The organism is Synechococcus sp. MU1648 (assembly GCF_023630615.1).
GTDB lineage: Bacteria > Cyanobacteriota > Cyanobacteriia > PCC-6307 > Cyanobiaceae > Parasynechococcus.
On sequence record NZ_JAKUHI010000001.1, the window covers coordinates 378,938 to 402,567 of the forward strand.

The window sequence follows — 23,630 nt, forward strand, 5'->3', positions numbered from 1 at the left end:
TCGCGTCTGAGACCTTTGCGCTACTCCTTTTCTTCCGCCCCATGGCTCCGAACAATCAACCAGGCACTGAGAGCCAGCATCACCACCGATCCACTGAGTGCCAGTAGATCGGTGGCATTTTTCACCTCAAAACCAATTGTCTTTTTGAACGCTGCGACAATCAGGCCGACAACAATCACGTTGGAGAGATTGTTTTTAAGGCTTTGCAGGCTGTTCACCGAAAGGATGTTGGTGTGTTGTTCAGAGCCTCCTTCAAGGCGTGGATCAAGGTCTGAAATCACCAATTCATAGATGCCATAGCCAAAGATGAGCAAGGCAATGCCGATGACGAAATAATCAACACCGCCCACCATCTGAGCGATGGTTTTGGCAGCGAAGCTTTTTGTGCTGAAGGGCATTCGCATGATCACGAGAAAAGCGTTAAAGACTTCAATCGCACCAATAACGAAGCAGCCGACGCTGCCGAGAAGGCTCAGCACGACGGGAACAATGCTGATCAGACGAAATTTCCAGATGAGCCGCTCAAACCGCCTTTCAATCCAACGGGCGACCATGGGAAATTCGCAGCAGCCTCCACGGCTAGCACAGAACACAAAACGAACTCACTTGTCTCACGCGTGACTCATTGCCAGTCTCGCCTCATGTCTTATGCGCGAGGCTTGCTAATTAATAAGATCCCAAAAAGCTGTTTTTTTATTGGATCATCCCTGAGATGGATTGCAAACCATTCCAGCGAACAATAGTTCCTTTGTCGTTCGTCCATGTCCAGTCCAGCTCTTGTGCGCAAGTCGCTAGAAGCATTGATTGCAGCCGTTTTGAGGCTCGCGTACCTGCTGTAGACACAGGTACGCGAGTTTTTTATCCTGAATTTCGAGTTTTGGGGCCTATTCATGTGTCTCTCGATTCCCGTACTGGAATTATTACAAGACTCGTGCTGCGGCTTGATCAAGACAACTGAGACCGCTCTGCTGACTTATTGATCTCAGCCACGTCTCGTGGTGAGTCTTGTGCTTTGTCTTAAAAGAGATCGCTGGGCATTAAAAAACCGGGCTTAAACGCCCGGTTTTAAGTGATGAGGATCCTTGGATTAGGTTGACGTTTGCATCCCTTGAATCAGGTAGTCGAAATAAGGCGACGTGAGCTTCACCTGCTGTTCCGACAAAAGTGCCAGGGAGGCGTCCTTCATGCACTTGATGGCTTCCACCATGCCTGGCATCGGAACACCCAGGCTGTTGTACATCTCGCGTGCGCCCACCAAGCCGATCTCCTGGATCATTTCGGTGCTACCCGCAAGGACTCCGTAGGTGACCAAGCGCAGGTACCAGCTGTAGTCACGCAGGCACTGGGCGCGCTGACGTTGACCGTAGGCATTGCCGCCGGGGGCGACGTACTCCGGCTTACGACCAAACAACTGCTTGGCAGATTCGTCGACGATCTTCTTTTCGTTCTCGGTCAGAACCTTGACCACGGACACGCGCATGGCGCCTTGGTCAAGGAAATCCACCATCGTGCGGAGTTCGCCACTGGTGGGATACCGCAGATCGTCATCGGCCTGGAGGATGAGATCCCGGACAACGCTCATGGAACTGGGCAGGCTTCGTGGAGTTTAGTGGTCTCGACCCGTTCACCCGACCCAACTCCGCCCGGGTGTTACGCCATTGCAATGGCAGGGAACCTTGAGCATGACCTACGCCGACAGCTCGAACAGCAGTGAACCGCGGCCGGGGCTCACCATCGAGGTGGAATCTGTTGACCTCGACCGTGACGGAAAAGGACTGGCCCGTTGGAACAACTGGGTGATTGTCGTGCCTGATCTCCTGCCAGGGGAGCGTGCCACGGTTCAACTCCAGCAACGCCAACGTTCCCGCTGGCTGAGCCGACGCGTTGAGCTGATCTCCGTCTCCGAGGTTCGGCGCCGTCCCCCTTGCATCCTTGCTGACGACTGTGGTGGCTGCACACTGCAACGTCTCGATGATCCAGCTCAGACCCGTTGGAAAGAGCAGCAGATCCAGCAGACCATGCAGCGGATTGGAGGAATCAACCTTGCACCCGCGGCTCCCTTGGTTGATGCCGACCGTTGCTTCGGCTATCGCAACCGAGCCCTGATTCCTTTGAAGCGAGACCAGAACGGACGCCTGAAAGCTGGATACTTCCGTCCCAGGTCCCACAAGATTGTCAATCTGAATCACTGTCCGGTGCTTGATCCACGTCTGGATGCACTGTTGGAACCCATTAAAAAAGACCTTGATGCAGGGGGTTGGCCGGCCGACCATGACCTCATCGATGCCCAAGGTTTGCGTCATCTCGGCCTTCGTTTGGCCAGCGCCACTGGCGATGTGTTGATCACTCTGATCAGCAGCCATGGCCAACTTCCTGGACTCCAGGACCTTGCCCAGACTTGGGTTCAGCGATGGCCTGAGGTGAAGGGTGTCTGCCTGAACCTTCAACCGAAGGCCAACAATCTCGTTCTCGGTCGAACGACCCACTGCCTCGCCGGTTCGTCGACCATCGAGGAACAGTTCTGCGGCATCAAGCTTTCCCTGAGCAGCACCACCTTTGTTCAGGTGAACACATCACAAGCGGAACGCATTGTTCAGCGGCTGACTGACTGGCTGTCGTTTCAATGTGATGGCGGAACCGTGGTCGATGCCTACTGCGGTGTCGGAACCATTGCTCTACCCCTGGCAAAGGCTGGCTTTCATGTTCAGGGTTTGGAATTGAATCCCGACTCTGTGGAGCAGGCTCGGCTGAACGCCATGCACAACGGCCTTTCCTCACGCTGTGAATTTCATCCAGGTGATGTGGCGGATTTGCTCACCTCTCAGCTTGAGAACTGCCAAGCCCTCGTTCTGGATCCACCCCGACGGGGCCTCGATCGCCGCGTGGTAGCCAGCATTCTTGAGCAACCTCCCGCAGTGCTGGCTTACCTCAGTTGTGATCCCGCCACCCAGGCAAGGGATCTCAAAGAACTTCTTGCACCATCAGGCCCCTACGAGCTGGAAACTCTTCAGCCCGTTGATTTCTTCCCCCAAACAACTCACCTTGAGTCGTTGGCGCTGATGAAGCGAATCAGCTCCTGAGCTCGGCCTGAAACTGCTTGCTTAAAGCAGCCCGCACCTTGTCGTGCACCGGCTGGATTTTGTCGTCAGTCAAGGTTTCGTTCTTGCCGCGATAGCGCAGACGAAAGGCCTGGCTGACCTTGTTATCACCGAGTTGCGCACCTTCAAACCGATCCACCAACTCCACCTGCTCCAGCAGAGGCTTGCCCGCTTTGCGGATGGCTTGAATCAGGTCCGCAGCTGCACTGGAACGATCGACGACGACGGCAAGATCCCGCTCACTGAAGGGCACGGTTGGGTATGCCTTGAAGGACGGGGTCCAGCGGTTGCTGCGGGTGGCGGCATCCAACAGACGCGTCAGATCAAGTTCAAACAGATATGTCGCTTCGGGAAGATCCAGCTCCTCAGCCAGGGCAGGGTGGAGTTGACCGAAACAGCCGAGGGGACGACCCTCCAGGACCAGGGTGGCGGCCCGGCCGGGATGCAGTCGTGGATCGTCAGATAAGCGACGATCAGACAGCTCAAGTTGCAGGGTTTCCATCACCCGGGTCAGAACACCACGGGCCTGGAAATAGTCCGGTGCCTGTGGCTTCCCACTGGTTCTCCAGATGGAGAGACGGCGATCTCCGCAAATCACGCCACCGAGTACAGCTGTTTGGTTCACCGCTTCAGCTGATCCGCTGTAGGTGTTGCCGATCTCGAAGACGGAACACCCGCGCTGGGATGCCTTCAGGTTGCGCACGCAGATCTGAAGATGTTCCTCCCAGAGATTGGTGCGCAGATGGCTGGTATCGGCCAACAAAGGGTTACTGATGGCTATGCGCTGTTCTTGCTCTGAACTCGGAACAAGCGACAGGGTGGTCACTTCCTGAAGGCCCGTCGCACAGAACAGCTGCCGTAAGCGCCGTTCCGCCTGCTGGCGCGGTGTCAGTACACCTGGTTCCAGCGGATCAGGCAGATGAGTTCCGAAACGGTCGAAGCCGACCAGACGCGCCACTTCTTCAATCAGATCCACTTCACGCTGCAGGTCTTGGCGTCTTGAGGGTGGCGCTATGACCTGCCACCCCTCGTCAAGGGCTGAGAGTTGACAGCCCAGGGCTGTCAAACAGGTCTCGATGCTGCGGTCGTCCAGATCTTCAGCGCCGTCCGGCCCGACGAGAGGGCCAAGCAGTTGATGCAGTGCATTGCGCCGCAACATCACTGGTGCGGGTTCAGCGGGACCATCCCCACCAACCCAGCGACCCGTCTCGGTGCAGGCGAACTCCTCCTTTAACAATGCAGAGGCCCGAGCTGAACAAGCCAGGGTCATCTCTACGGGCAAGCCTTTTTCGTAACGGCTGCTGGCATCCGTGCGCAACCCGAGGGCCCGGGCCGAATGGCGAACCCGCGGTGGTGCAAACAGGGCGGATTCCAGCCAGATCTTCCGTGTCTGGGCGGTCACGCCACTCTCGAGACTCCCTATCACCCCCGCGACGGCCACAGGACGGTCATGACAGGTGACGACCTGAACGCGGCTGTCGAGGCTGCGCTTCTGATCATCCAGACCCACAAAGTTTTCCCCATCACGAGCGGGACGGACAGCAAAACTCTGGGCATCCACCGGTTGCCCTGTTAGTTGTTCCAGCGCATCGGCATCAAAGGCGTGGAGGGGCTGCCCCTGCTCCAGCATCACCAGATTGGTGACGTCGACCACCGCATTCACGCTGTTCACACCACCGCGCTCAAGCCGCTGCTGCAACCAGGTCGGTGACTGCTTGGAGCCATCCACGCCCTCGATCCTGGTGATCGAGTAAAAACAGCCATCCATGTCCGTGGTCAGCGGTGTGGTGCTGGGATCAAGATCCAGCTGGGGCAGGCTCAAGCTCCCACCGGTCAGGGCCGCCACCTCGCGAGCAATACCCACCATGGACAGGCCGTCGGGGCGATTGGCGGTGATCGCCAGCTCCAAGACGGTGTCATCAAGGCCCAGCAGTGGCGCCACTGGTGCACCCGTCGCAGGCAGCGTTGCCTGGAGCTCATCAAGGATGGCAATGCCGTTGGATTGCTCCGTCAGGCCCAGTTCCGTCAGGGAGCAGATCATCCCGTTGCTGGCAACTCCGCGGAGTTCTCCGGCCTTGATCGTCAAGCCAACGGCCGGGAGGGTCGCTCCGACCATGGCGACTGGAACATGAATGCCGGCGCGAACGTTGCTGGCACCACAGACGATCTGGATCGGCTCCTGGGCACCGACATCGACGCTGCAGACGCTGAGCTTGTCGGCATTGGGGTGTTTGTCCCGTTCGAGCACATGGCCGACCACCACGCCCTGGGCGCGCGCGCTGAGGTCATCAACGTCGTCCACCTCAAAGCCCGCCATGGAGAGACGCTCCGACAGATCGTCCACGGATTCATTCACCTGGACCAGCTGTTTCAGCCAGGAGATGGATACCCGCATCGGATCAAAGCCAGACAGCGCGCGATCTTAGGAAGTCCCCCTTGGAGTGCTGCTCAGTGCCTGTCGGGTCAGGGGGTAAGCTCGATGTTTGTCAATTCGCTTCGCACCTGCGGCGCAACGTCCTTTATGGCCAAGAACAAGGGCGTCCGGATCGTGATCACTCTCGAGTGCACCGAATGCCGGTCCAATCCCGCCAAGCGTTCACCCGGCGTGTCTCGCTACACGACGGAAAAGAACCGCCGGAACACCACCGAACGGCTGGAGATCAAAAAGTTCTGTCCCCACTGCAACAAGTCCACGCTCCACAAGGAGATCAAGTGACCTTGCAGGTCCGTCTTTCCTCCATCCGTTCCTGAGTCATGTCCAGCTCCTTTTTCAAGAAGCGTCTCTCGCCGATCAAGCCCGGTGATCCCATCGATTACAAAGATGTGGATCTTCTCAAGAAGTTCATCACCGAGCGGGGCAAGATCCTTCCCCGTCGCCTCACCGGTTTGACCGCTAAACAGCAGCGCGATCTCACCAACGCCGTCAAGCGTGCACGCATCGTTGCCCTTCTGCCGTTCGTGAACCCCGAAGGTTGAACCTCGGGCGTTGAGCAACTCCATCCAACCCGGAGACACCGTCGCGGTTGTTCTCAAGGGTTCCCCACTCATCGGCCGTCTTCTGTCCATCAAGGGCAGCAAGGCGGTTGTTTCTTTTGGCGGTCAACGTCGGGATCAGGGCCTCCCCCTGCGAGACCTAATTGCTATCGATCCGGATCATCTTTTCGATAACAGCGTTCTGCCCGCCCCCGAGCAGGTGCAGGACAGCGCCCCATCAGCCCGGGCTGTTGTTGAGGCCTGGCAGCTGCTTGAAACAGATCAACCAGGCGGAATGGCTCGACTCAGCCTCTGCGAACTGGGAGAGCTTGTACTGACACCCCTCAACCTCGAAGGTTTGGCAGCACTGTGGAGCTGGGTGCAGGGGTCCCAGCAGTTGTTCCGCTGGCGTCGAGACCGCTTACTCCAACCGCTGACCCTCGAGGAGCGTGCCAGCCAGCGGCGCCAGCGCCGTTCTGAGCGCCAAGCGCAAAGGAAGGAAGAACGGCAGCTCGAGTTGCTGCAGGCGGAGCGAGGCCTCAGCGACGATGAACGCCTCGAACTGGGCCAGGTTTGGGATGAGCGCTTCAGCCATTGGATTCATTTGCTGAAAGACAATCCCGCGTCAGTCAGCTCAGACCCCGAGCTTCAGCAATGGTCTACCCCGTTGTCGATCGGGTCGGACGCCGCCGATCTGCGGCACTGGTTGATCGTGCGTGGATTGCTCGATCCCAATCAACCGATCGCCCTGAGAGGCAGTGTCTGGTCCCGCAGCTTTCCCCACGACCTGGAGGCGGAAGCGGAACGTCTCGTTGCGCTCTCTGATGAGGATCAACCGGGGGATGAGCAACGCATCGACCTCACTCACCTGGCGACCTACAGCCTTGACGATGCGGGCACCCGTGAAATTGATGATGCGCTGTCACTCGAGCGGCGTGATGGATGCGATTGGATCTGGATCCATATCGCTGATCCCAGTCGTCTCATTGGTGCCGACTCTCCACTCGATCTGGAGGCCCGACGACGGGCCACCAGTCTCTACCTCGCCGATGGGGTCATGCCGATGCTGCCCCTCGTGTTGGCAGCTGGCCCCCTCAGCCTTCGTGCCGGTCAGCGTTGCGCAGCACTGAGTGTCGCCGTCAGGCTTGGGGACGATGGTGTGGTGGTAGAGCACCGCATTGCGCGCAGCTGGATTCGACCCCGCTACGGACTGACCTATGCCGACGGTGATGAGCTCATTGATTTGGCCCCCCCTGGCGATGAGGCTCTCTCGGATCTGTCTCGACTGTTGCTGCAGCGAATGCGCTGGCGTCGCTCCAACGGGGCTGTGATGTTTGACCGGCCGGAAGGACGCTTTCGCCGCTGCGATGAATCGCTGACACTGCAGGTGATTGACCCGTCCCCCTCCCGCTTGATGGTGAGTGAAGCGATGCTTCTGATGGGGGCAGTTGTGGCCAGCTTTGGGCAACAGCACGATCTCCCGCTTCCGTACCGCAGTCAACCTGCAGCGGAGTTGCCCTCCAGCGATGAACTCGATCGGATTCCAGAGGGTCCAGCACGCGATGCGGCGATCAAGCGTTGCTTGAGTCGCGGCGTACAGGGCACGCGACCGATGCCCCATTTCAGCCTCGGATTGGCCGCCTATGTGCAGGCGACATCACCGATCCGTCGTTACGCAGATCTCGTGACCCACCGGCAGATTCTTGCGCAGCTCTCTGCTGTTCAACCGATGGGGGAGGAGCGTCTTGGTGAACTGATCGACGATCTCGACGACCCTCTGCGCCAATCCATTCAGATCAGTCGAGAGGATCAACGCCACTGGCAGCAGGTGTGGTTCGCCGAGCGTCAAAGCACCGTTTGGTCAGCACAATTCCTGCGTTGGTTGCGCCCCCAGGATCGATTGGCCCTGGTTCATGTCAGCGACCTTGCGATGGATCTGGTGGGATGTGTCGCCTCAACAGACCCAGCGCCAGGCGACACACTGGAGCTCAGGGTGGGTTGTGCTGATCCCGTGCGTGGGGAGTTGCAGCTTCTAATCGGTTAATCCAGAACTCCGGTGATCCGGACCCAGGGTCCCCATGGATTTTTGATCCCGCGCAGGTTCAGCCTCTGACCTGAGTGATCAGTGGAGGCAAGCCAGTGATGAATTGCTGGTTCCAGGGTGATGAGAGGCCAGCTTTCATCAGTGCTCTTCAACTCGTATCCCTCTGCGGCATTGCCAGTGAGCACGCCGTTAAGGGCGATCTCATGCCGCTGGTTCGGCGCTTGATTCAACCCTGGCTCTTTCAGATCTCTTGATGGCCGGCCTGCCAATTCGGCCCATGCATTCAGTTGATCCGGCTGAGCCAAGCCCTGCTTCTGGGCCTCCGCCCAGTGCTGATGCCAGTGGGGCCAGTCCCAGATCGGGAGCACTGCAGCCGGGGCTTGTGGCTCTTCAATCAGGGCTGACTGGATCTCATCGACCGCCAGATCGCCAATGGCACATCCCTGTCGAACGGCCAGGGCCGCTGCAAGACCAGCCACCTGGCCCAGATTCAGAATCAACGGCTGCAACCGGGTTGCCCCGTTGGCCATGTGGCTGACGCTGACTCCTTTCTCCGCCATCACCAGGTTGGCAACGGAATCACAGATCAGGGCATCGAATGGGATGCAGAACGGGGTACCGCTCCAACGCCCTCCCCAGCGCACACTTTTCGGAGCCAGTGGCCAGTCTTCACCGGGATAGTGATGGTCATTGGCGTAGGTCCCCACAGCGATGCTGGTGCAGCGTCCCTTGGCATCGATCGGGATCGGTCCACGAAGGGCGCCCGTGGAGATCGGCAACAGGTCGCGTTCCGTCACCGTTGTTCTGCCGATCAAGCGCCGACTTTCACGCCAGTAGGGCATCAAAGCCAGGCTGGGGTCTTCTCCAGGAAAGGCGTTGCCGGGGCCAATCCAACCGCCGCTGCATTCTGACAGCGCAGCGAGAAAATCCTTGCTGTGACGCTGCATCTCATGGGCCAGATCTTCGCGTTCCTGGGTATTGGCACTGATGGCCCGACCGAGTCCGTTGTGCCAGTCATTGCCCTTCAGGGGCCAGTTCACCATGACCAGGCCGCCCGGCAGACGGCCATAGGTGACAGTTTTTTCAAGGCCAAAATTGGCAGTGCTGCGCTGAAAGGGGGCCCGTGGAATTGCATTGAGGTGCTGCTGAGCGAGCTCCCCATGCAATTGCCCCATCACCACCCACGTCGGTGACTGAACCGGTTGGCGTTGGAAGAACGTCTCGTTCTCAAGCCTTGATTGCTCAGGTGCGCTGGGTTCATCCCAGAGCTCCTTGGCTTCCCAACCCCAACGGAAAGGGGCCGAAGTCTGGGCCAGCAGATCACCAAGGTCACTGCCATCAATAAAGACCTCCGCTGCAACCGTCTCGACGCCATCCGCTTTGAGGATCTGAACTGAGTGGATGTGGCCTTGACGGCAGTGGACTTGCTCCAGCTTGCAGTTGGCCCGCCACTCAAGCTTCGGCTCAGCCGCTACCCAACCTTGCAGGATCTGTTCCGCTGTCTGCGGTCGGTATCCGAAACAGCTCACCCAATTGTGGTCCAGGCCCGTCGGTTCCTCCAGTTCCAGCTGTCGAAGAAAAGCGCCCCACAGTCCGGTCTGCCAGCAACTCAACTCATGGCCATCCGGAGCACAGACTCCAGCCGAGCTCACCATTCCTCCCAGCCATGGCCCTGGGGTTAGCAACGTCGTTACAGCCCCTGATCTCGCGCTTTGCAGAGCGGCTGCGACACCCCCGCAGCCGCCGCCCCAAACCACCACGTCGCGGTGCGTCATGGAAACGGGCTTTTGGAGTGGATCGCGATGGGCATGATCGTTAGAGTCTGGCGTCGCTGCGGTGCAGCGGAGTTCAAGTTTTTCTGATGCCTTACACCCTTACGACTCCGCTCTATTACGTCAACGATCGGCCCCATCTGGGCAGTACCTATACGACCTTGGCCTGCGATGCACTGGCGCGGTTCGAGCGCCTATGCCTGCAGGAGGTGACCTTCGTCACCGGCGTTGACGAGCATGGGCAAAAGATTCAACGCACTGCTGAACGACAGCAGCTCAGTCCTCAGGACCACTGCGACCGCGTCAGCAGCCGCTACCGCGACCTTTGGAAGCAGTGGGGGATTTCAGAGGATCGCTTCGTGCGTACCACCAACCCGCGCCACTTGAAGTTGGTCGAGCAGTTCTACGAACGGGTCAAGGCATCAGGCGACATCGTTGTCGGCAATCAGACCGGCTGGTACTGCGTCGATTGCGAGGAATACAAGGATGATCCTGCTGAGGCGGAGTCCCCGTCATGTGCGATCCACCGCAAGCCTCTGGAATGGCGCGATGAGGAGAACCTTTTCTTCCGGCTTTCCCGTTACCAGTCCGCCATTGAAGAGTTAGTGGCTCGGGACGACTTCATCGCTCCCGCCAGCAGACGTCAGGAGGTTCGAAATTTTGTCGCCCAGGGTCTGCGTGACTTCTCCATTTCCCGAGTGAATGTGTCCTGGGGGCTGCCCGTGCCCGATCATCCCGGCCACACCTTCTACGTCTGGTTTGATGCACTTCTTGGCTATCTGACCGCACTTCTCGATGACGGAGAACCGGTGTCTCTCGATCGACTCGGCTCCTGCGGTTGGCCCGCTTCCGTCCACGTGATTGGCAAGGACATTCTCCGCTTTCATGCCGTCTTCTGGCCTGCCATGTGCATGTCTGCGGGTCTGCCGGTACCGCAAAAGGTTTTCGGTCATGGCTTTCTCACCCGCGAGGGGCAAAAGATGGGGAAATCCCTCGGCAACGTGCTGGATCCAGAATTGCTGCTGGAGCGATGCGGCACCGATGCCGTTCGCTGGTACCTGTTGCGCGATATCCAATTCGGGGACGACGGTGATTTCCAACAGCAGCGCTTCGTCGATTTGGTCAACAACGATCTGGCCAACACCATCGGCAATCTTCTGAACCGCACGTCATCGATGGCGCGTAAGTGGTTTGACGACAGCGTTCCCCCTGCCGGGGCTGCCACTGACCCTGACCATCCCCTGGCTCAGAAGGCCTCTGTAACCGTCAGCACGGTGATGGACGCCATGCCGAATCTCGCCTTCAAGACCGCGGCCGAGTCGATTCTTCAATTGGCGATTGCAGCGAACGGCCATCTGAATGACACCGCTCCCTGGAGCCGAATGAAAGAACCCGGCCAAGAGGCCAGCGTGGGCGAAGATCTTTTCGCTGTGTTGGAGACCACTCGCATCGTCGGTCTTCTGCTCGCTCCGCTGCTGCCAGACCTCAGTCAGCGCATCCTGGCCCAGCTGGGGCAGTGTCTTGATTCCGATAACTGGTCGAATCAGCTGATATGGGGCAGGCTGAGCAGCGGTTCCGACCTGCCCAAACCAACCCCGGTGATGCAGCGGTTGGAACTGGATGAACCGCTTTGAGGGAAAGCATGCATTGCCTGTCTCGCTGTGGTCTGACAGCAGCCCTCGTAGCCACCTCTCTTCTGGCCGCCTGCAGTTCCAGCCGGCATCCCACGATAGAACCCACGCCTTCGTTCGTCTTTCGATCTCTGGATTTGAGTCAGCGAGCCGACAATGGAGATCGAGACTGGGATTTGACCAGCCCAGAGGCGCGCTACGACCTGAGCAGTCGAACCATTCGCGCGCGGCGCCCCCAGGGGATCTTGTATCGCGACGATCAACCGCACTACCGGATCACCGCTGATCTGGCCACGGTGTTGAGGGATGGTGAACTCGTCATTCTTGAAGGTTCGGTTCATCTCCGTCAGTTGAACCAACGGGGGCTAACGATCAAGGGGGACAACTTGATTTGGACGCCCACTCAGTCGCGGATGGTGATCAATCAAAGGCCGATGGCGAGTGATGGCCAGACGCAAATCCGTTCCCGTGAACTGGCCTTTCAACAGGACACGGAACTCTTGGTCTTCGACGGTCCAACGGAGCTGAAACGTCGAGACGAGGCAAGCGATGACAGCACCCCCACAGACGACAATCCTGCTTCAACAGTGGTTCGTGGTGGCAGCGGCACCTGGAATTTGCGGAGCGGTCTGATGCAGGCTCCTGGCCAGGTTGAGGCTGTTCGACGCGATGGCCGGAAGCTCAGTGCTTCAGGGTTAAGTGGCAACACCCGCGAGGGATTTCTCGATCTGCAGGAGCCGGTCACGCTTCTTCTCGAGAACGACCGTGGCACCATCACCGCCGGCCGAACGCGCTGGTTGTTCTCTGCGCAGCAGCTCCAGTCCGTGCAACCGGTACAGGCTGAATTGCAGAACAGCTCAGTTCAAGGCAAGGGTTTCAGGCTTGATGAACGCAGCGGCACGGTGATCATCCCCAGCGACTGTCGTCTGCAGCAGAAGCAGGAAACCCTCACAGCTCGCCGTTGCAGTTGGAACTGGAACAGTGAACGGGTCGTGGCTGATGGAGATGTGGTGTTGCGCCGAAAGAAACCGGAGCAGACCACGCGGGCCTCAAGGATGGAAGCCACGATCACTGACGATGGCGAGATCCGTTTCGGCCAACCGGGTCAGCGTGTTGAATCAACGATCAAGCTGAATCCCAAGACCGATGCGAAACGTCCTCGGTCTCCAGTGTCGTTCTGAGTCGCTGGGCCCATCCCTCCAGCCAACGCTCATCTGAGCGGCTGAAACAACGGGGCGACCAGCCCCCCACAATCACCACCCCCTGCTGTCCCATGGGGCACACGAGAATTGCTGGAAGCGACTGCAGCATCCCGTCAAATTCGGCCCGACCGGGAAAGAGTGTGGTGTTCACGAGAGAGATGGTCTGTTCACGGTCCATGGCTCGCTTGGTGATGGCTCCTGGTTGGAAGGGGTCCTGACTGATCAGGCCCCTTCGCAACACAACCTGCTGACGCCAAAGCACCAGAACCGAAGCAGCTGGAGTCGCTGTCAGAAGCATGTGACTTCCCCAGGCCAGCTCCTGTTTCTGAACATCGTTGAGCTGCTCGAACAACACCAGTCCCTGCTCTCCCTTCAACGACACCTTCTCAGCTGATTTCGGGTTGGCCCTTGTCCAGAGAACGGCTACCAACATCAGTCCCACCGATGCCATACCTGCCAGAACCTCTGCCCTTTGGAGGTCTGGTGTGACCGTTCCCGCTAACCCCGCATTTGTCACGGTCAGACCCAGCAACAAGAGCGCACAGATCAGAACGACACGGGCGGGGACTGGCATCAACGATGGGGGCTGTCAGAACGCAATCATCCTGCTCAAATACGGACACGTGTGTCCCTGCCATGACGACTCAAGAGGCCTTTGCCGCCATAGCGCTAGCCGCTGTTGCCTGTGATGGAAGACTCGGGAGGGATGAAGCACACGCCCTCCGCTGTCAACTGGAGTACCGATCCCTTTACAGCGACAGTTCTGAAGCTGCGATGGGGCAATTGTTTGATCGGTTGCTGCTGCTGCTGAGGGACCAGGGAGTTGATGGTCTGATTGCATCCGCCCTGCCCCAGCTCAACGCAAGACAGCAGCAGTCTGCCCTTGCCGTGGCGGCTCATCTTGTCCATGCCGATCGCAAGGTCACTCCGGAGGAGACCGAATTCCTGGATCAACTCACCTCTCAAATGTCTCTGCCCGTCAACGAGGCCCGCATGGTCGTTCAAGCAATTGAGGCCCTCAACCGCGACATGCTGGACAGCTAACGGCAGACTGAGGAAGTTGTAACGCTTGATGGGATGTCCCTTTCCGCCCGACGCCTGTTGGCCAGCCTGCTCAGTTTCGGGATCTGTCTGCTTCTCTTGGCCCCTGCCAGCTTCGCGATAGCTCCTGCTGCCTTAGGCGGAAACCTGCCGGAGACACTGGTGATCGACGAAGCGGATGTGCTCAGCCGTGCCAGTCGTGGCGAATTGGAGGCGAAGTTACGCAGTTTTGATGATCAACGGGTGGATGCCCGTCTGATCACCCTGCGTCGCCTGGATTACGGCATCAGTTTGAACAACTTTGGTGAGGAACTTCTCGAAAGCTGGAGTTCTCCGACTGGCAATCCTCTCTTGTTGATGTTGATCGAAACTCAGAACAAGAAATCCGCCGTGGTTGCGGATCAGGAGCTGGAAGCTCAGCTTCCCGCCAGCCTTCTTTCCAGTACCGCCCGCACAACGATGACTGTGCCCCTGCGGGAAGGAGACCGCTACCGCCAGGCTTCCGTGGATGGTCTGACGCGTCTTTCGACAGTTCTCTCAGGTGGAGAAGACCCGGGCCCCCCGCAGCAAATTGAACGCGTCACCCTGCCCACCAACATCCCAACCAAGGCGGAAACCGAAGAGAGCGATGCCACCAAATGGGTCATCATCCTTCTGGTGCTTGGAACCATCATTCCGATGGCGACCTGGTGGGTGTTCTCGCGCTGATTGAACGATTGAGATGAGCCGCCGTAACTGGATCAATTTATTCAGCTCCAATCAATCCGTTGAATTCTCCAGTGATCTTGAGCGTGGTTATGAGGCGGCACTGCTCATTCAGAGCCTGGAACTGGAGTATTACGGAGACCGGCAGATCCGCCCTGACCTCAAGCTTTCCGTACCGCGAGCTGTTCAGGCCACGATTCTGCGCCGGTTTAAAACTGCCCTGGCCATTTGCCGCAATTCAGCGGTCAATCTTTCTGAACAACGGGCGCAACTTGATTCTCAGGAGCTACGGCAACTCCAGCTGATTGAAACCGTTGTCAGCCGCTATGGACCCCGACGTTCGAGTGGCTCACCCTCTATTAGTCGTTCACCGGACGCGCTGCCCCGTTCACTTCTGGGTGTCTTTGACAGTATTCGACTGCAGTTGGATCCCTCAACTGAGGACAACGTTGTTGCAGGCTATCGACGCCGTCGTGACAGCACGCTGATCTCCCTGCGTGTTCTGCTCTTGCTGATTCTGGTTCCCTTGCTGGTTCAGCAGATCGCCGGCACGTATCTGATCTCACCTGCGGTGAATCACTTTTCACCTGAACTTCCGTTCCTCAGTTACCCCAAGCCGCAGCTCGAGGAAAAGGCGGCTGAGAAGCTTCGCCTCTACAAACAGGAGCTGGAATTTGATGCGTTTTTAAAAGGTGTGCCGCCTTTGGATGATGTCCAGTTGCGCGACCAGCTCACCGAGAAGGCGACGGAGCTCAAACATGATGCTGATGAGGAGAGTCTGAAGGCGATCAAAAACGTCTTTGCTGATCTCGCAGGTCTGATCGCTTTTGCGGTTGTGTGCTTGATCAGTCGCGACGAACTGCGGGTTCTGCGAGGATTTGTTGATGAGGCTGTATACGGCCTGAGTGATTCCGCCAAGGCCTTCGCCATTATTTTGTTCACCGACATCTTTGTGGGTTATCACAGCCCTGAAGGCTGGTCTGTCTTGCTGGATGGAATCGCAGAGCATTTCGGCCTTCCATCCAGCCAGAGTTTCGTCAATCTCTTCATTGCGACCTTCCCTGTCGTGTTAGCGACGATCTTTAAGTATTGGATTTTCAGGTATCTCAACCGCGTCTCTCCGTCGTCCGTTGCGACCTTGAAAGGTATGAATGGCAGTGGTTGATCCAACGGCCCCTAACGAGCCCATGGTTTCAAGTATCAACAACGGTTTGATTCTGGTCAGCGGACCAGCGCGCAGTGGCAAGAGTCGGTGGGCAGAGCATCTGCTGCACAACCACCCTGATGTGACGTACATCGCGACGGCAGCTGCCCGACCAGAAGACCTTGAGTGGCAGAAACGTCTTGATGCTCACCGACAGCGTCGTCCTGAGCACTGGGCTGTTGCTGAATCCGGTGCTGAGCTGGTGGAGGTCATTGAGACCCTGTCGTCAGGTCAGTCCGTGCTGATCGATGCCCTTGGTGGTTTTGTCGCACATCATTTGGAGCTCGATGCATCCGCCTGGAATCTGTTGTGTGAACGACTGATTGCTGCCGTCACGTCATCGCGCTGCACTTTTGTGCTCGTGATTGAAGAGACAGGATGGGGTGTTGTTCCTCCAACACGTATTGGTGGGCTGTTTCGAGACCGTTTGGGAGCTCTCGCTCAACAGTTGGATCGTGTTGCCGATGCTGCCTGGCTTGTTCTCCAGGGACGGGCTCTTGACCTTCATGCCCTTGGACGTGTGGTGCCATGACTGAGATGGAGCCACTGCGTATTGCACTGTTCGAGCCACAGATCCCACCAAACACGGGGAATATTGCGCGTACCTCTGCTGCCTTCAGAGTGCCGCTGACGCTGATCGAACCCCTTGGTTTCAAGGTCGATGATCGCAGCGTTCGCCGCGCCGGTCTCGATTACTGGCCGCACGTACAACTCTCCATCGCCTCAGATTTTCCGGCATTCCAGTCACAACTTCTCCCGGAGCAGAGGTTGATTGGCTGTAGTCGTCGCGGTGGTGCATCACTCTCCTCATTTGAATTCAAACGGGGTGATGTTCTGCTGTTTGGACGTGAAGACACCGGTCTGCCGGACCCGGTTCGCGAGGCCTGCGACACCATTCTGACGATTCCGATGCCCGGTGTCGCCGATGACGCTGGCCAGGGTGGCGTGCGCAGCCTCAATCTTTCTGTGGCCTGTGCACTGGTGACCTACGTGGCTGGTCAGCAGTTGAGGTTGTGGTGATCACACCACTGCTCCAATCCCCCTTGCGCTGTGATGTTCGGCTCGTTACCTTCAACGCGTCTGTTGGGTTTCATGCGCGCACTGCTTGCCGTAGCAACTGCTGTAACCCCTGTTATGACGCTGGGAGTGTGGAGCTCTCTGCCCGGAATTGCTGATAACGCCACCTTCAATCTCGCTGAATTACCCCCACTCCCAGTTGTTGAGTCTCCAGAGCCCGTTTCTCTCGCCAGCACAACAGACACCACAGCGCAGCTTTGGTTCAAAGTTCTCTCGTCGACCCCACTGAACAGATTCGCTGATTTGCTTCGGCTGGACGCACAGAAACTTGCGACGTTGAACAGCGTTTCTCCGGATCATGTTTTCGAGCCAACCAGTTGGCTTGCTCTTCCTGATTCAGCTCGGGTGGTTGCTGTGACACTGTCGTCTCTCGATCGAGCCAGTGAACGCAAAACGCTTCCTGTCTCGGCCCCACCTCCAGTCAGCACTATCGCGAAAATTCAGCAGGGTGATTCACTCGCTGCATTTCTCAAGCGTCATGGCGTGACCCAAGCGCAGTTGAAGACCTTTAATCCCGGTGTTCAGCTCAATGCCTTGACGGTCGGTCGAGAACTTCAGATTTCTAACGCATCCTCAGGTCAGTCTGTTCTCGCTGTTCGCCCGCTCCGTAGCGGCGGCGCCGCCTGGCCTCAGCAAACTCCATTGTCGACAGCTGACCAGCCTGACAGCCTGAAGCCGCCGATTGTTGGTTACCAGTGGCCGACAAAGGGTGTGTTCACCTCCGGTTATGGATGGCGTTGGGGTCGGATGCACAAAGGGATTGACATCGCCAACAACACAGGAACTCCGGTTATCGCTGCACGGGATGGCATTGTCTCGTTCTCCGGCTGGAGCGGTGCCTATGGCTATTTGGTTGAAATCGCCCATAGCGATGGTGAATCCACCCGTTATGCCCATAACAGTCGCCTTCTTGTCAAAAAAGGCCAGGTTGTTCCCCGTGGCGCGCGTATTTCTCTCATGGGAAGTACCGGTCGAAGCACAGGGCCCCACCTTCACTTTGAAATCCGTCGTGCCGGTGGTGCAGCCCTCAATCCTCTAGTCAAGCTGCCTGCCCGTAAGGCTTGACCAGATAACGCTCCACTCGGAAATAACAAGCATCTGGCTTGTCCCCAGTGTTGTCGAATAAATGTCAGAGGGGAGACTTGAACTCCCGACCTCAGGGTTATGAATCCTGTGCTCTAACCAGCTGAGCTACTCTGACGCAGGCCCTTCAGGCCAGTCGCCATCATACATCTCGGGGTTGTGGCTCAGCGCATGTCGATGGCATTGAGTCGATCGCGAAATGACTTGGGCTGATCATCCAGGTTCGCTAGAGCATCCACCTGGACCGTCGGTGCTGGTGCCGTTGCTGGCTCGACGTTTCGCGCTGGCGCCGAACGACGGGTTGAACCGCGATTGACACCCATACTTCTGAGCCGACCTGATCGTTGGTCACGATCCAAGGGCTTTTTGCGCAGATCTCCCTTCAGCTGGTTCAGCAGACGAAAATGTCCTGTAGCGCTGAACTTTCGAAGCAGTGAAGGGTCCCAGCTCGTGTGTTGATCAGTCATCGTCTGAGTTTATGGCGACGGACGGCCATAGCCGTGATAAGTTGAAAAGTGAAACTGGAAGTCGAATCGACTACGTGTTAAGTCGGTTGCGGCCTTCAGGTCATTCATTCTCCCTCCAATCATGACCGACAACGGTTGCCTGCGTGTTGGCCAGCAGGCCCCTGATTTCACAGCTACCGCTGTGGTGGACCAGGAGTTCAAGGAAATCACGCTGTCCCAGTACCGGGGCAAGTACGTGGTGCTGTTCTTCTACCCTCTGGATTTCACCTTCGTTTGCCCGACTGAAATCACGGCCTTCAGTGACCGTTATTCCGATTTCTCCAGCAAGAACACCGAAGTACTCGGCGTTTCCGTCGACAGCCAGTTCAGCCACCTGGCTTGGATTCAGACAGCACGCAATCAGGGTGGCCTGGGCGACATCAACTATCCCCTCGTCGCTGACCTGAAGAAGGACATCTCGACGGCATACAACGTCCTCGATGACGCTGAGGGTGTCGCCTTGCGCGGGCTGTTCATCATCGATCCTGATGGCGTCATCATGCACGCCACAATCAACAACCTGCCCGTGGGCCGTAACGTTGATGAAACCCTGCGGGTTCTGCAGGCCTTCCAGTACGTGCAGTCCAACCCTGACGAGGTCTGCCCTGCTAACTGGACTCCTGGCGAAAAGACCATGAAGCCCGATCCCAAAGGCTCGAAAGAGTATTTCTCGGCAATCGGCTGATTTCTCTTCGGCACGCCATTTGGCATGCATCGTTTGCCCCGCCCCTCAAACGGGTGGGGCTTTTTTCATGAGTTGCTCTAAGGCAAGGGACAAGCTTTGATCCATGGCGATTGAGCGACCATCACTGACGACGATTCGTGCCAGCGAGGGCAAGCCCACCTTGCTGGTGCGCAGATAAACCGGTTCGACGTAGAGAAGACCGTCGCCAACGGGTAGAACCAGAAGATTGCCTTGTACGAGTTCGAGATCGCCCTGGTCCCAGAGTCCAAACACCTTGCTGACTTCGGGATCTTGATGAATCAGAGCCTGAACTTGTTCGGGGCCAAGAATGTTCTTGTCCTTAGGGAAATCAATGAGAAGCAATTCTCCGTAGTGATCGCCATCATTTCGGGCTGCCAACCAGGCCGTTAAATTCGGCCGAGCCAATGGGGTTAATGGTTGCAGCAGGAGGAATTCTGAATTGTCATTCCCCTGAACTTGTGCAGTAATGTGATAAGGCTGCACGTCAACTTTGCGGCCACCATAAATTTCACTTGGCACTTGCCAGACATCATCACCGCTATAAAAAATTCTTGGGTCTTCAACGTGATATCGCTTAAGCTGATTGACCTGAACATTGAAGAAATCCTCAGGCACTCTGAGATGATCGCGAACAAACCTTGGCATTGAATTCATTGATTCAAACAAGACCGGGAATGTTTGATTCCAAGCGCTGATAATCGGATCATCGGGTTCTGAAATATAAAAGCAAACACTGCCGTTGTAGGCATCAACGATGGCTTTAACCGAGTTTCTCAAATACCGTTCCGGATTATTTGCTCCTACCGCCGAGCTATAGGCCAGAGTTGAACTGTGGGTATAACCTTCGACTACCCAATATTGATGTTGTTGGCGTTGTTCAGCTTGCGATTTGGTCGTGCTTGTTGGGTCTGCTGCAGGTCCTGGAATCGAGATCAGATAGGGATCACCACGAAAATCAATGAACGGAGCGATCGCGGCAACACGATTTCGAACTTCACGTCGAATCAGAATCTTTGAATCAGTGGTGATCGCCTTGGTTGTCAGTAAACGTGGCTCATTGAGGTAAACAGCCGCTGCACACCGTTGTAGCCAGGATCCAATGGGTATCCCACCGGAACCCTGATAGTGGGTATCAACATTGAGATCTCCTTCGGGGTAGTCGAATTCCGCGATCTGCGTGGGCGCGACTGCATAAGGAGAAGGAAGCATTCCGTAATACAGCGCAGCATCGCCGACAGGTATCGCCTCTCTGACCTCCGATTGTTCAATTCCTAGTGCTTCATTCCCCTCAATCCTTGTTTCTGTGCCGAGGTCACTGATGAAATACGAAGGCAAGCCATCGTTGCTGCGCTCGTTCACGGGGCTAACCGTGAATCCATAGCCATGAGTAAAAATAAAATGGCGGTTCTGCCAGGTTCTTGATCGGCGTGGCAGAGCTGACTGATCCAATTCACGGGCCGAAAGGATCACCTGTTGCGCCGTATCGCTGTCTTGATTGAGCGGATAACGGTCAACGGCCGCATTCGAAAAGCGGTAATAAACACGCAGTTGTTGTAGTTGTCGATTGGCTTCCAACAGGGGAGCGCTGTCCCACAGGCGCACATTGTCCAGGGTGCTTTCGCCTTGCTCCAGATCAGCGCTGCTTAGCTTCGTTTTTGGTTCGTAGACACGCCGTTTGATCCGATCCAGCTGAAATCCCCGCTGTGTCGCCTGAATGGCATTGGCCAGGTAAGGAGCCTGCAAATCCAGTTCCTGCGGCCGCACCACGAGCCAGCGCGTGAGCGGTGTAGCGATCATCTCGATTGCCACGAGCGACGCCAAACTCAAGACCAGGCCCTGACGAAGCCGTCTCCGACAAGGAAACAGCAGCGCGAGTGCGATCAGAACCAGTAGCAGTGTGACGCCAGAGCGCAACGGGAGGGTGAGGTGATGCTGCAGCCAACCAGCACCAGCCACCAATCCGTGTTGTGTCCAAAGCAGCTGATGCCTCGATAACCACACCAGCCCTGCCGCTCCCAGCAGAAGAACAGCCGAGGGCAGCTTGAGCAACTGAATCTGTCGGGCTGAAAAAACTGGGCTGGCCCAGTCAGAGATGGCTTTCGAGCGGGCCAGACATCGCCAGAGCTCAAAGCTGAGGGTGAAAGCGGTGCTTAGGACTAACAGCTCCAGGCCTAGATCCACTCCAGCGAAGCGACCCAGTCCGAAACTGATATCGGCCCCAAGGAGTGGATCACGCAAGGAGCTGTTGGGAATCGAGAGGGATAGTGACCAGATCCCCCACGATCGGGCGACGACCAAGACAAAAGAGCCCGCAATGATTCGTGCCAGCCAGGGACTCCAGCGAGGCCAGGCCATCGCTAGGGCAATCAGCCCGCCCTGGATCAGCATCACAAAAGTCGTAATCCGGTTGTGTGGAACCAGAAACTGGTGCCATTCGCCCAGTTGGAACGGATGATGGGTGGACAACTCCGCCAGATCGAGCACCAGCATTGAGCTGATCAGCAGAACACCGCCACAGAGAAAAAGTGCTGTTGCGTAGGACCAGCCGGTCAAACACGCTCCCTGGGATGACACAACGCTCTGACGCCTGAACTGTCTCGACCAGGTGCGTGCAGCCAGCAGCGGCAGCAGCGCAAATCCCGCGAAGAGAAGCTGCAGTAGCCAGCGTTTGAGAAGGACGTTGGTCCAGCCGAACTGCTCAAACCAGAGCCACTCGATCTGCATCCGGGCTGCGACAACAACCAGCGGCAGCAGAAGGAGGAGGCGTCTCATTGGAGTCCGGCGATCTCGCGGAAACGATCACCGTTGATCGTTTCCTCCGCAATCAAAACTTCAACCAGGTGGTCCATCAACTCACGACGCTGCTCCAACAGAGCAATCGCCTGAGCCAAGGCATTCTTGGCGAGCTGACGGATCTGAGCATCAATGGCCTGGCCAGTGGATTCGGCATAGCCAGGCCGTTGGTTGAACCAGTCGCGACCGAGGAAGACCTCCGCTCCCGGACCCTCCAGCGCCATCGGTCCGAGATTGGAAAAGCCGAAGCGTGTCACCATCTCGCGGGCCAGTTGAGCCACCATCTGGAGATCTCCACTAGCCCCCTGGGTGATCTCGAGGGAGCCGAAGACCACTTGCTCCGCTGCTCGTCCACCGAGTGCCACAACCAGATCCGCCAGGCACGACGCGCGGGTGATCAAACCGGAATCGAGCACCTCTTCGTCTGGCATGAAGCGGGTGTATCCACCGGCTCCGCCCCGAGGAAGAATCGTGACCTTATCCACCGCATTGGCGGCCGGCAGAAGGGTCGCCACAAGGGCGTGGCCCACCTCGTGGTAAGCGATGAGGCGTTTTTTTGCGGTGTCCTGCAAGGGGCGGTTGCTCAGCCCCATGGTGATGCGTTCCAAGGCACCTTCCAGCTGAAACTGGCCGATGCGGAGCATGTTCTGACGTGCCGTGAGGATGGCTGCCTCATTCAGAAGATTGGCAAGATCAGCACCAGAGAATCCGGGGGTCCGGCTCGCCCAATCCGACAAAGAGACGGAGTCATCGAGGGGTCGTGTTCTGGCGTGCACAGCAAGAATCGCCTCACGTCCACGCCGATCAGGTAGGCCCACATCAATGCGTCGATCGAATCGTCCTGGCCTCAGGAGAGCGGCATCAAGCACATCGGCGCGGTTCGTGGCCGCAAGAAGGATCACGCCGGAGTTCTCCTCGAATCCATCCATCTCCGTCAGGAGTTGGTTGAGGGTCTGCTCACGTTCATCGTTACCCCCGCCGATTCCAGCCCCACGCTGACGACCGACGGCATCGATCTCATCAATGAAGACGATGCAGGGGGATTTTTCCTTGGCTTGCCGGAACAGATCGCGAACTCTGCTCGCGCCGACACCAACGAAAAGTTCCACAAATTCGGACGCTGCCATGGAGAAGAAGGGCACTTCCGCTTCTCCTGCAATCGCCTTGGCTAGAAGGGTTTTCCCAGTCCCAGGTGGGCCTACCAGCAGCACGCCTCGGGGAATCTTGGCGCCAAGTCGAATGAACGCCTCAGGCTGCTTGAGAAAGGTGACGACCTCCTCCAGTTCGAGCCGTGCATCGTTGATTCCGGCGACATCCTCAAAACGAAGCTGCAGATCTTCCTGTGGTTTCAACCGAGGCTGACTGCGCCCAAAACCCAGGGCACGATTCGCCATCTGTGCTGAACGTTTCAGCAAAAACGACAAACCGACTACCACCAGGAGCACCAGAAACAGGGTTCCCACCAGTTCTCGACCTGCTTGTTCGCGTCGCACATCCACGACCGTCAGGGATGTGCCAGAGCTCTCAGCAGCGCGCAGGATCTGATTGTCGTTCGCGAAGACGGGAACAGTGATTCGTCGCCCGTCGTTGTATTGGACCCTGACCTCCCTCTGGCCCGGCACGAGATCCAACTGCTTGATCTGTTTTGCGTCGATATCCCGCAGCAGGGTGGAATAACTGACAGTGTCTTGTTTCTTCCAGAACCCCTGAATCGAGGAAGGTTGAACCTTCTGAGGGGCAGCGGAACCACTAGAGCTGTTCGAACCTGGTGCCACGTCAACGCTGCGCTTTGTTG

21 protein-coding genes and 1 tRNA gene are annotated in these 23,630 nt (G+C 57.4%); 13 read left to right on the top strand and 9 right to left on the bottom strand.

Translation table 11 applies throughout. From position 1 onward, the window contains the following. Window positions 1-20 precede the first annotated feature (20 nt). Together NCN06_RS02335 and NCN06_RS02340 are read right to left on the bottom strand one after the other, a co-directional pair. The gene (locus tag NCN06_RS02335; protein WP_226397632.1) at window positions 21-554 is read right to left on the bottom strand and encodes a YqhA family protein; all 534 of its coding nucleotides are present in this window, start codon (window positions 552-554) and stop codon (window positions 21-23) included. A gap of 533 nt (window positions 555-1,087) precedes the next feature. Then, a complete protein-coding gene (locus NCN06_RS02340) occupies window positions 1,088-1,582 on the bottom strand; it encodes an allophycocyanin subunit alpha-B (protein ID WP_115023095.1) in 495 nt (164 codons plus the stop codon). Between the two features lie 100 nt (window positions 1,583-1,682). On the opposite strand from NCN06_RS02340, the gene rlmD reads away from it, so the two are divergent. Further along, window positions 1,683-3,080 (top strand): 23S rRNA (uracil(1939)-C(5))-methyltransferase RlmD, encoded by a 1,398-nt coding sequence (rlmD, locus tag NCN06_RS02345; protein ID WP_226422566.1) that lies wholly within the window; start codon window positions 1,683-1,685, stop codon window positions 3,078-3,080. Here rlmD and pheT read toward each other — a convergent pair. After that, complete coding sequence (pheT, locus tag NCN06_RS02350; RefSeq protein WP_226397634.1) at window positions 3,070-5,493, bottom strand: phenylalanine--tRNA ligase subunit beta; 2,424 nt, start codon at window positions 5,491-5,493, stop codon at window positions 3,070-3,072. The genes rlmD and pheT overlap by 11 nt on opposite strands. A gap of 126 nt (window positions 5,494-5,619) precedes the next feature. Here pheT and rpmG point away from each other — a divergent pair, with 126 nt between their 5' ends. The 3 genes from rpmG to NCN06_RS02365 are packed head-to-tail and all read left to right on the top strand — an operon-like array spanning window position 5,620 to window position 8,115. Next, entirely contained in the window at window positions 5,620-5,814 is a 195-nt protein-coding gene (rpmG, locus tag NCN06_RS02355; RefSeq protein WP_006851071.1) for a 50S ribosomal protein L33, read from the top strand. Window positions 5,815-5,852: 38 nt separating this feature from the next. Then, window positions 5,853-6,074 (top strand): 30S ribosomal protein S18, encoded by a 222-nt coding sequence (rpsR, locus tag NCN06_RS02360; RefSeq protein ID WP_006041316.1) that lies wholly within the window; start codon window positions 5,853-5,855, stop codon window positions 6,072-6,074. 10 nt (window positions 6,075-6,084) lie between these two features. After that, entirely contained in the window at window positions 6,085-8,115 is a 2,031-nt protein-coding gene (locus NCN06_RS02365) for a ribonuclease catalytic domain-containing protein (protein ID WP_226397635.1), read from the top strand. Here the strand turns inward: NCN06_RS02365 and NCN06_RS02370 are convergent. Next, window positions 8,112-9,890, bottom strand: a complete 1,779-nt coding sequence (locus NCN06_RS02370; protein ID WP_226397636.1) for an FAD-dependent oxidoreductase — start codon at window positions 9,888-9,890, stop codon at window positions 8,112-8,114. The genes NCN06_RS02365 and NCN06_RS02370 overlap by 4 nt on opposite strands. 86 nt (window positions 9,891-9,976) lie before the next feature. Here NCN06_RS02370 and metG point away from each other — a divergent pair, with 86 nt between their 5' ends. Both metG and lptC read left to right on the top strand, forming a co-directional pair. Then, window positions 9,977-11,521 (top strand): methionine--tRNA ligase, encoded by a 1,545-nt coding sequence (gene metG, locus NCN06_RS02375; protein ID WP_226397637.1) that lies wholly within the window; start codon window positions 9,977-9,979, stop codon window positions 11,519-11,521. A gap of 8 nt (window positions 11,522-11,529) precedes the next feature. After that, entirely contained in the window at window positions 11,530-12,699 is a 1,170-nt protein-coding gene (lptC, locus tag NCN06_RS02380) for an LPS export ABC transporter periplasmic protein LptC (RefSeq protein WP_226397638.1), read from the top strand. On the opposite strand, the gene NCN06_RS02385 is transcribed toward lptC, so the two are convergent. Beyond that, window positions 12,644-13,294, bottom strand: a complete 651-nt coding sequence (locus NCN06_RS02385; RefSeq protein WP_226397639.1) for a cofactor assembly of complex C subunit B — start codon at window positions 13,292-13,294, stop codon at window positions 12,644-12,646. The two genes, lptC and NCN06_RS02385, sit on opposite strands and share 56 nt — an antisense overlap. A gap of 62 nt (window positions 13,295-13,356) precedes the next feature. Here NCN06_RS02385 and NCN06_RS02390 point away from each other — a divergent pair, with 62 nt between their 5' ends. The 6 genes from NCN06_RS02390 (at window position 13,357) to NCN06_RS02415 (ending at window position 17,812) form a co-directional block, all read left to right on the top strand. Continuing rightward, entirely contained in the window at window positions 13,357-13,764 is a 408-nt protein-coding gene (locus tag NCN06_RS02390; RefSeq protein WP_226397640.1) for a tellurite resistance TerB family protein, read from the top strand. Window positions 13,765-13,797: 33 nt separating this feature from the next. Continuing rightward, complete coding sequence (psb32, locus tag NCN06_RS02395) at window positions 13,798-14,469, top strand: photosystem II repair protein Psb32 (protein WP_226397641.1); 672 nt, start codon at window positions 13,798-13,800, stop codon at window positions 14,467-14,469. 13 nt (window positions 14,470-14,482) lie between these two features. Beyond that, window positions 14,483-15,631: a proton extrusion protein PcxA gene (pxcA, locus tag NCN06_RS02400; protein WP_226422574.1), complete on the top strand. Its 1,149-nt coding sequence runs from the start codon at window positions 14,483-14,485 to the stop codon at window positions 15,629-15,631. Between the two features lie 22 nt (window positions 15,632-15,653). After that, window positions 15,654-16,202, top strand: a complete 549-nt coding sequence (gene cobU / locus NCN06_RS02405; protein WP_226397643.1) for a bifunctional adenosylcobinamide kinase/adenosylcobinamide-phosphate guanylyltransferase — start codon at window positions 15,654-15,656, stop codon at window positions 16,200-16,202. Then, complete coding sequence (locus NCN06_RS02410; RefSeq protein WP_250398625.1) at window positions 16,199-16,690, top strand: tRNA (cytidine(34)-2'-O)-methyltransferase; 492 nt, start codon at window positions 16,199-16,201, stop codon at window positions 16,688-16,690. Before cobU ends, NCN06_RS02410 begins: the two co-directional genes overlap by 4 nt. 72 nt (window positions 16,691-16,762) lie before the next feature. After that, on the top strand, window positions 16,763-17,812 hold the full coding sequence (locus NCN06_RS02415; RefSeq protein ID WP_226397644.1) for a M23 family metallopeptidase: 1,050 nt from the start codon (window positions 16,763-16,765) through the stop codon (window positions 17,810-17,812). A gap of 62 nt (window positions 17,813-17,874) precedes the next feature. On the opposite strand, the gene NCN06_RS02420 is transcribed toward NCN06_RS02415, so the two are convergent. Together NCN06_RS02420 and NCN06_RS02425 are read right to left on the bottom strand one after the other, a co-directional pair. After that, a tRNA-Met gene (locus NCN06_RS02420) sits at window positions 17,875-17,948 on the bottom strand. A gap of 46 nt (window positions 17,949-17,994) precedes the next feature. Continuing rightward, window positions 17,995-18,297, bottom strand: coding sequence for a hypothetical protein (locus NCN06_RS02425; protein ID WP_226397645.1), 303 nt, complete (start codon window positions 18,295-18,297; stop codon window positions 17,995-17,997). 121 nt (window positions 18,298-18,418) lie between these two features. Here NCN06_RS02425 and NCN06_RS02430 point away from each other — a divergent pair, with 121 nt between their 5' ends. Further along, a complete protein-coding gene (locus NCN06_RS02430) occupies window positions 18,419-19,021 on the top strand; it encodes a peroxiredoxin (RefSeq protein WP_226397646.1) in 603 nt (200 codons plus the stop codon). Window positions 19,022-19,066: 45 nt separating this feature from the next. Here the strand turns inward: NCN06_RS02430 and NCN06_RS02435 are convergent, their stop codons facing one another. Continuing rightward, window positions 19,067-21,814, bottom strand: coding sequence for a UPF0182 family protein (locus tag NCN06_RS02435; protein ID WP_250398626.1), 2,748 nt, complete (start codon window positions 21,812-21,814; stop codon window positions 19,067-19,069). Beyond that, complete coding sequence (ftsH, locus tag NCN06_RS02440) at window positions 21,811-23,610, bottom strand: ATP-dependent zinc metalloprotease FtsH (protein ID WP_226397648.1); 1,800 nt, start codon at window positions 23,608-23,610, stop codon at window positions 21,811-21,813. The genes NCN06_RS02435 and ftsH overlap by 4 nt, the downstream gene beginning before the upstream one ends. Window positions 23,611-23,630 lie beyond the last annotated feature (20 nt).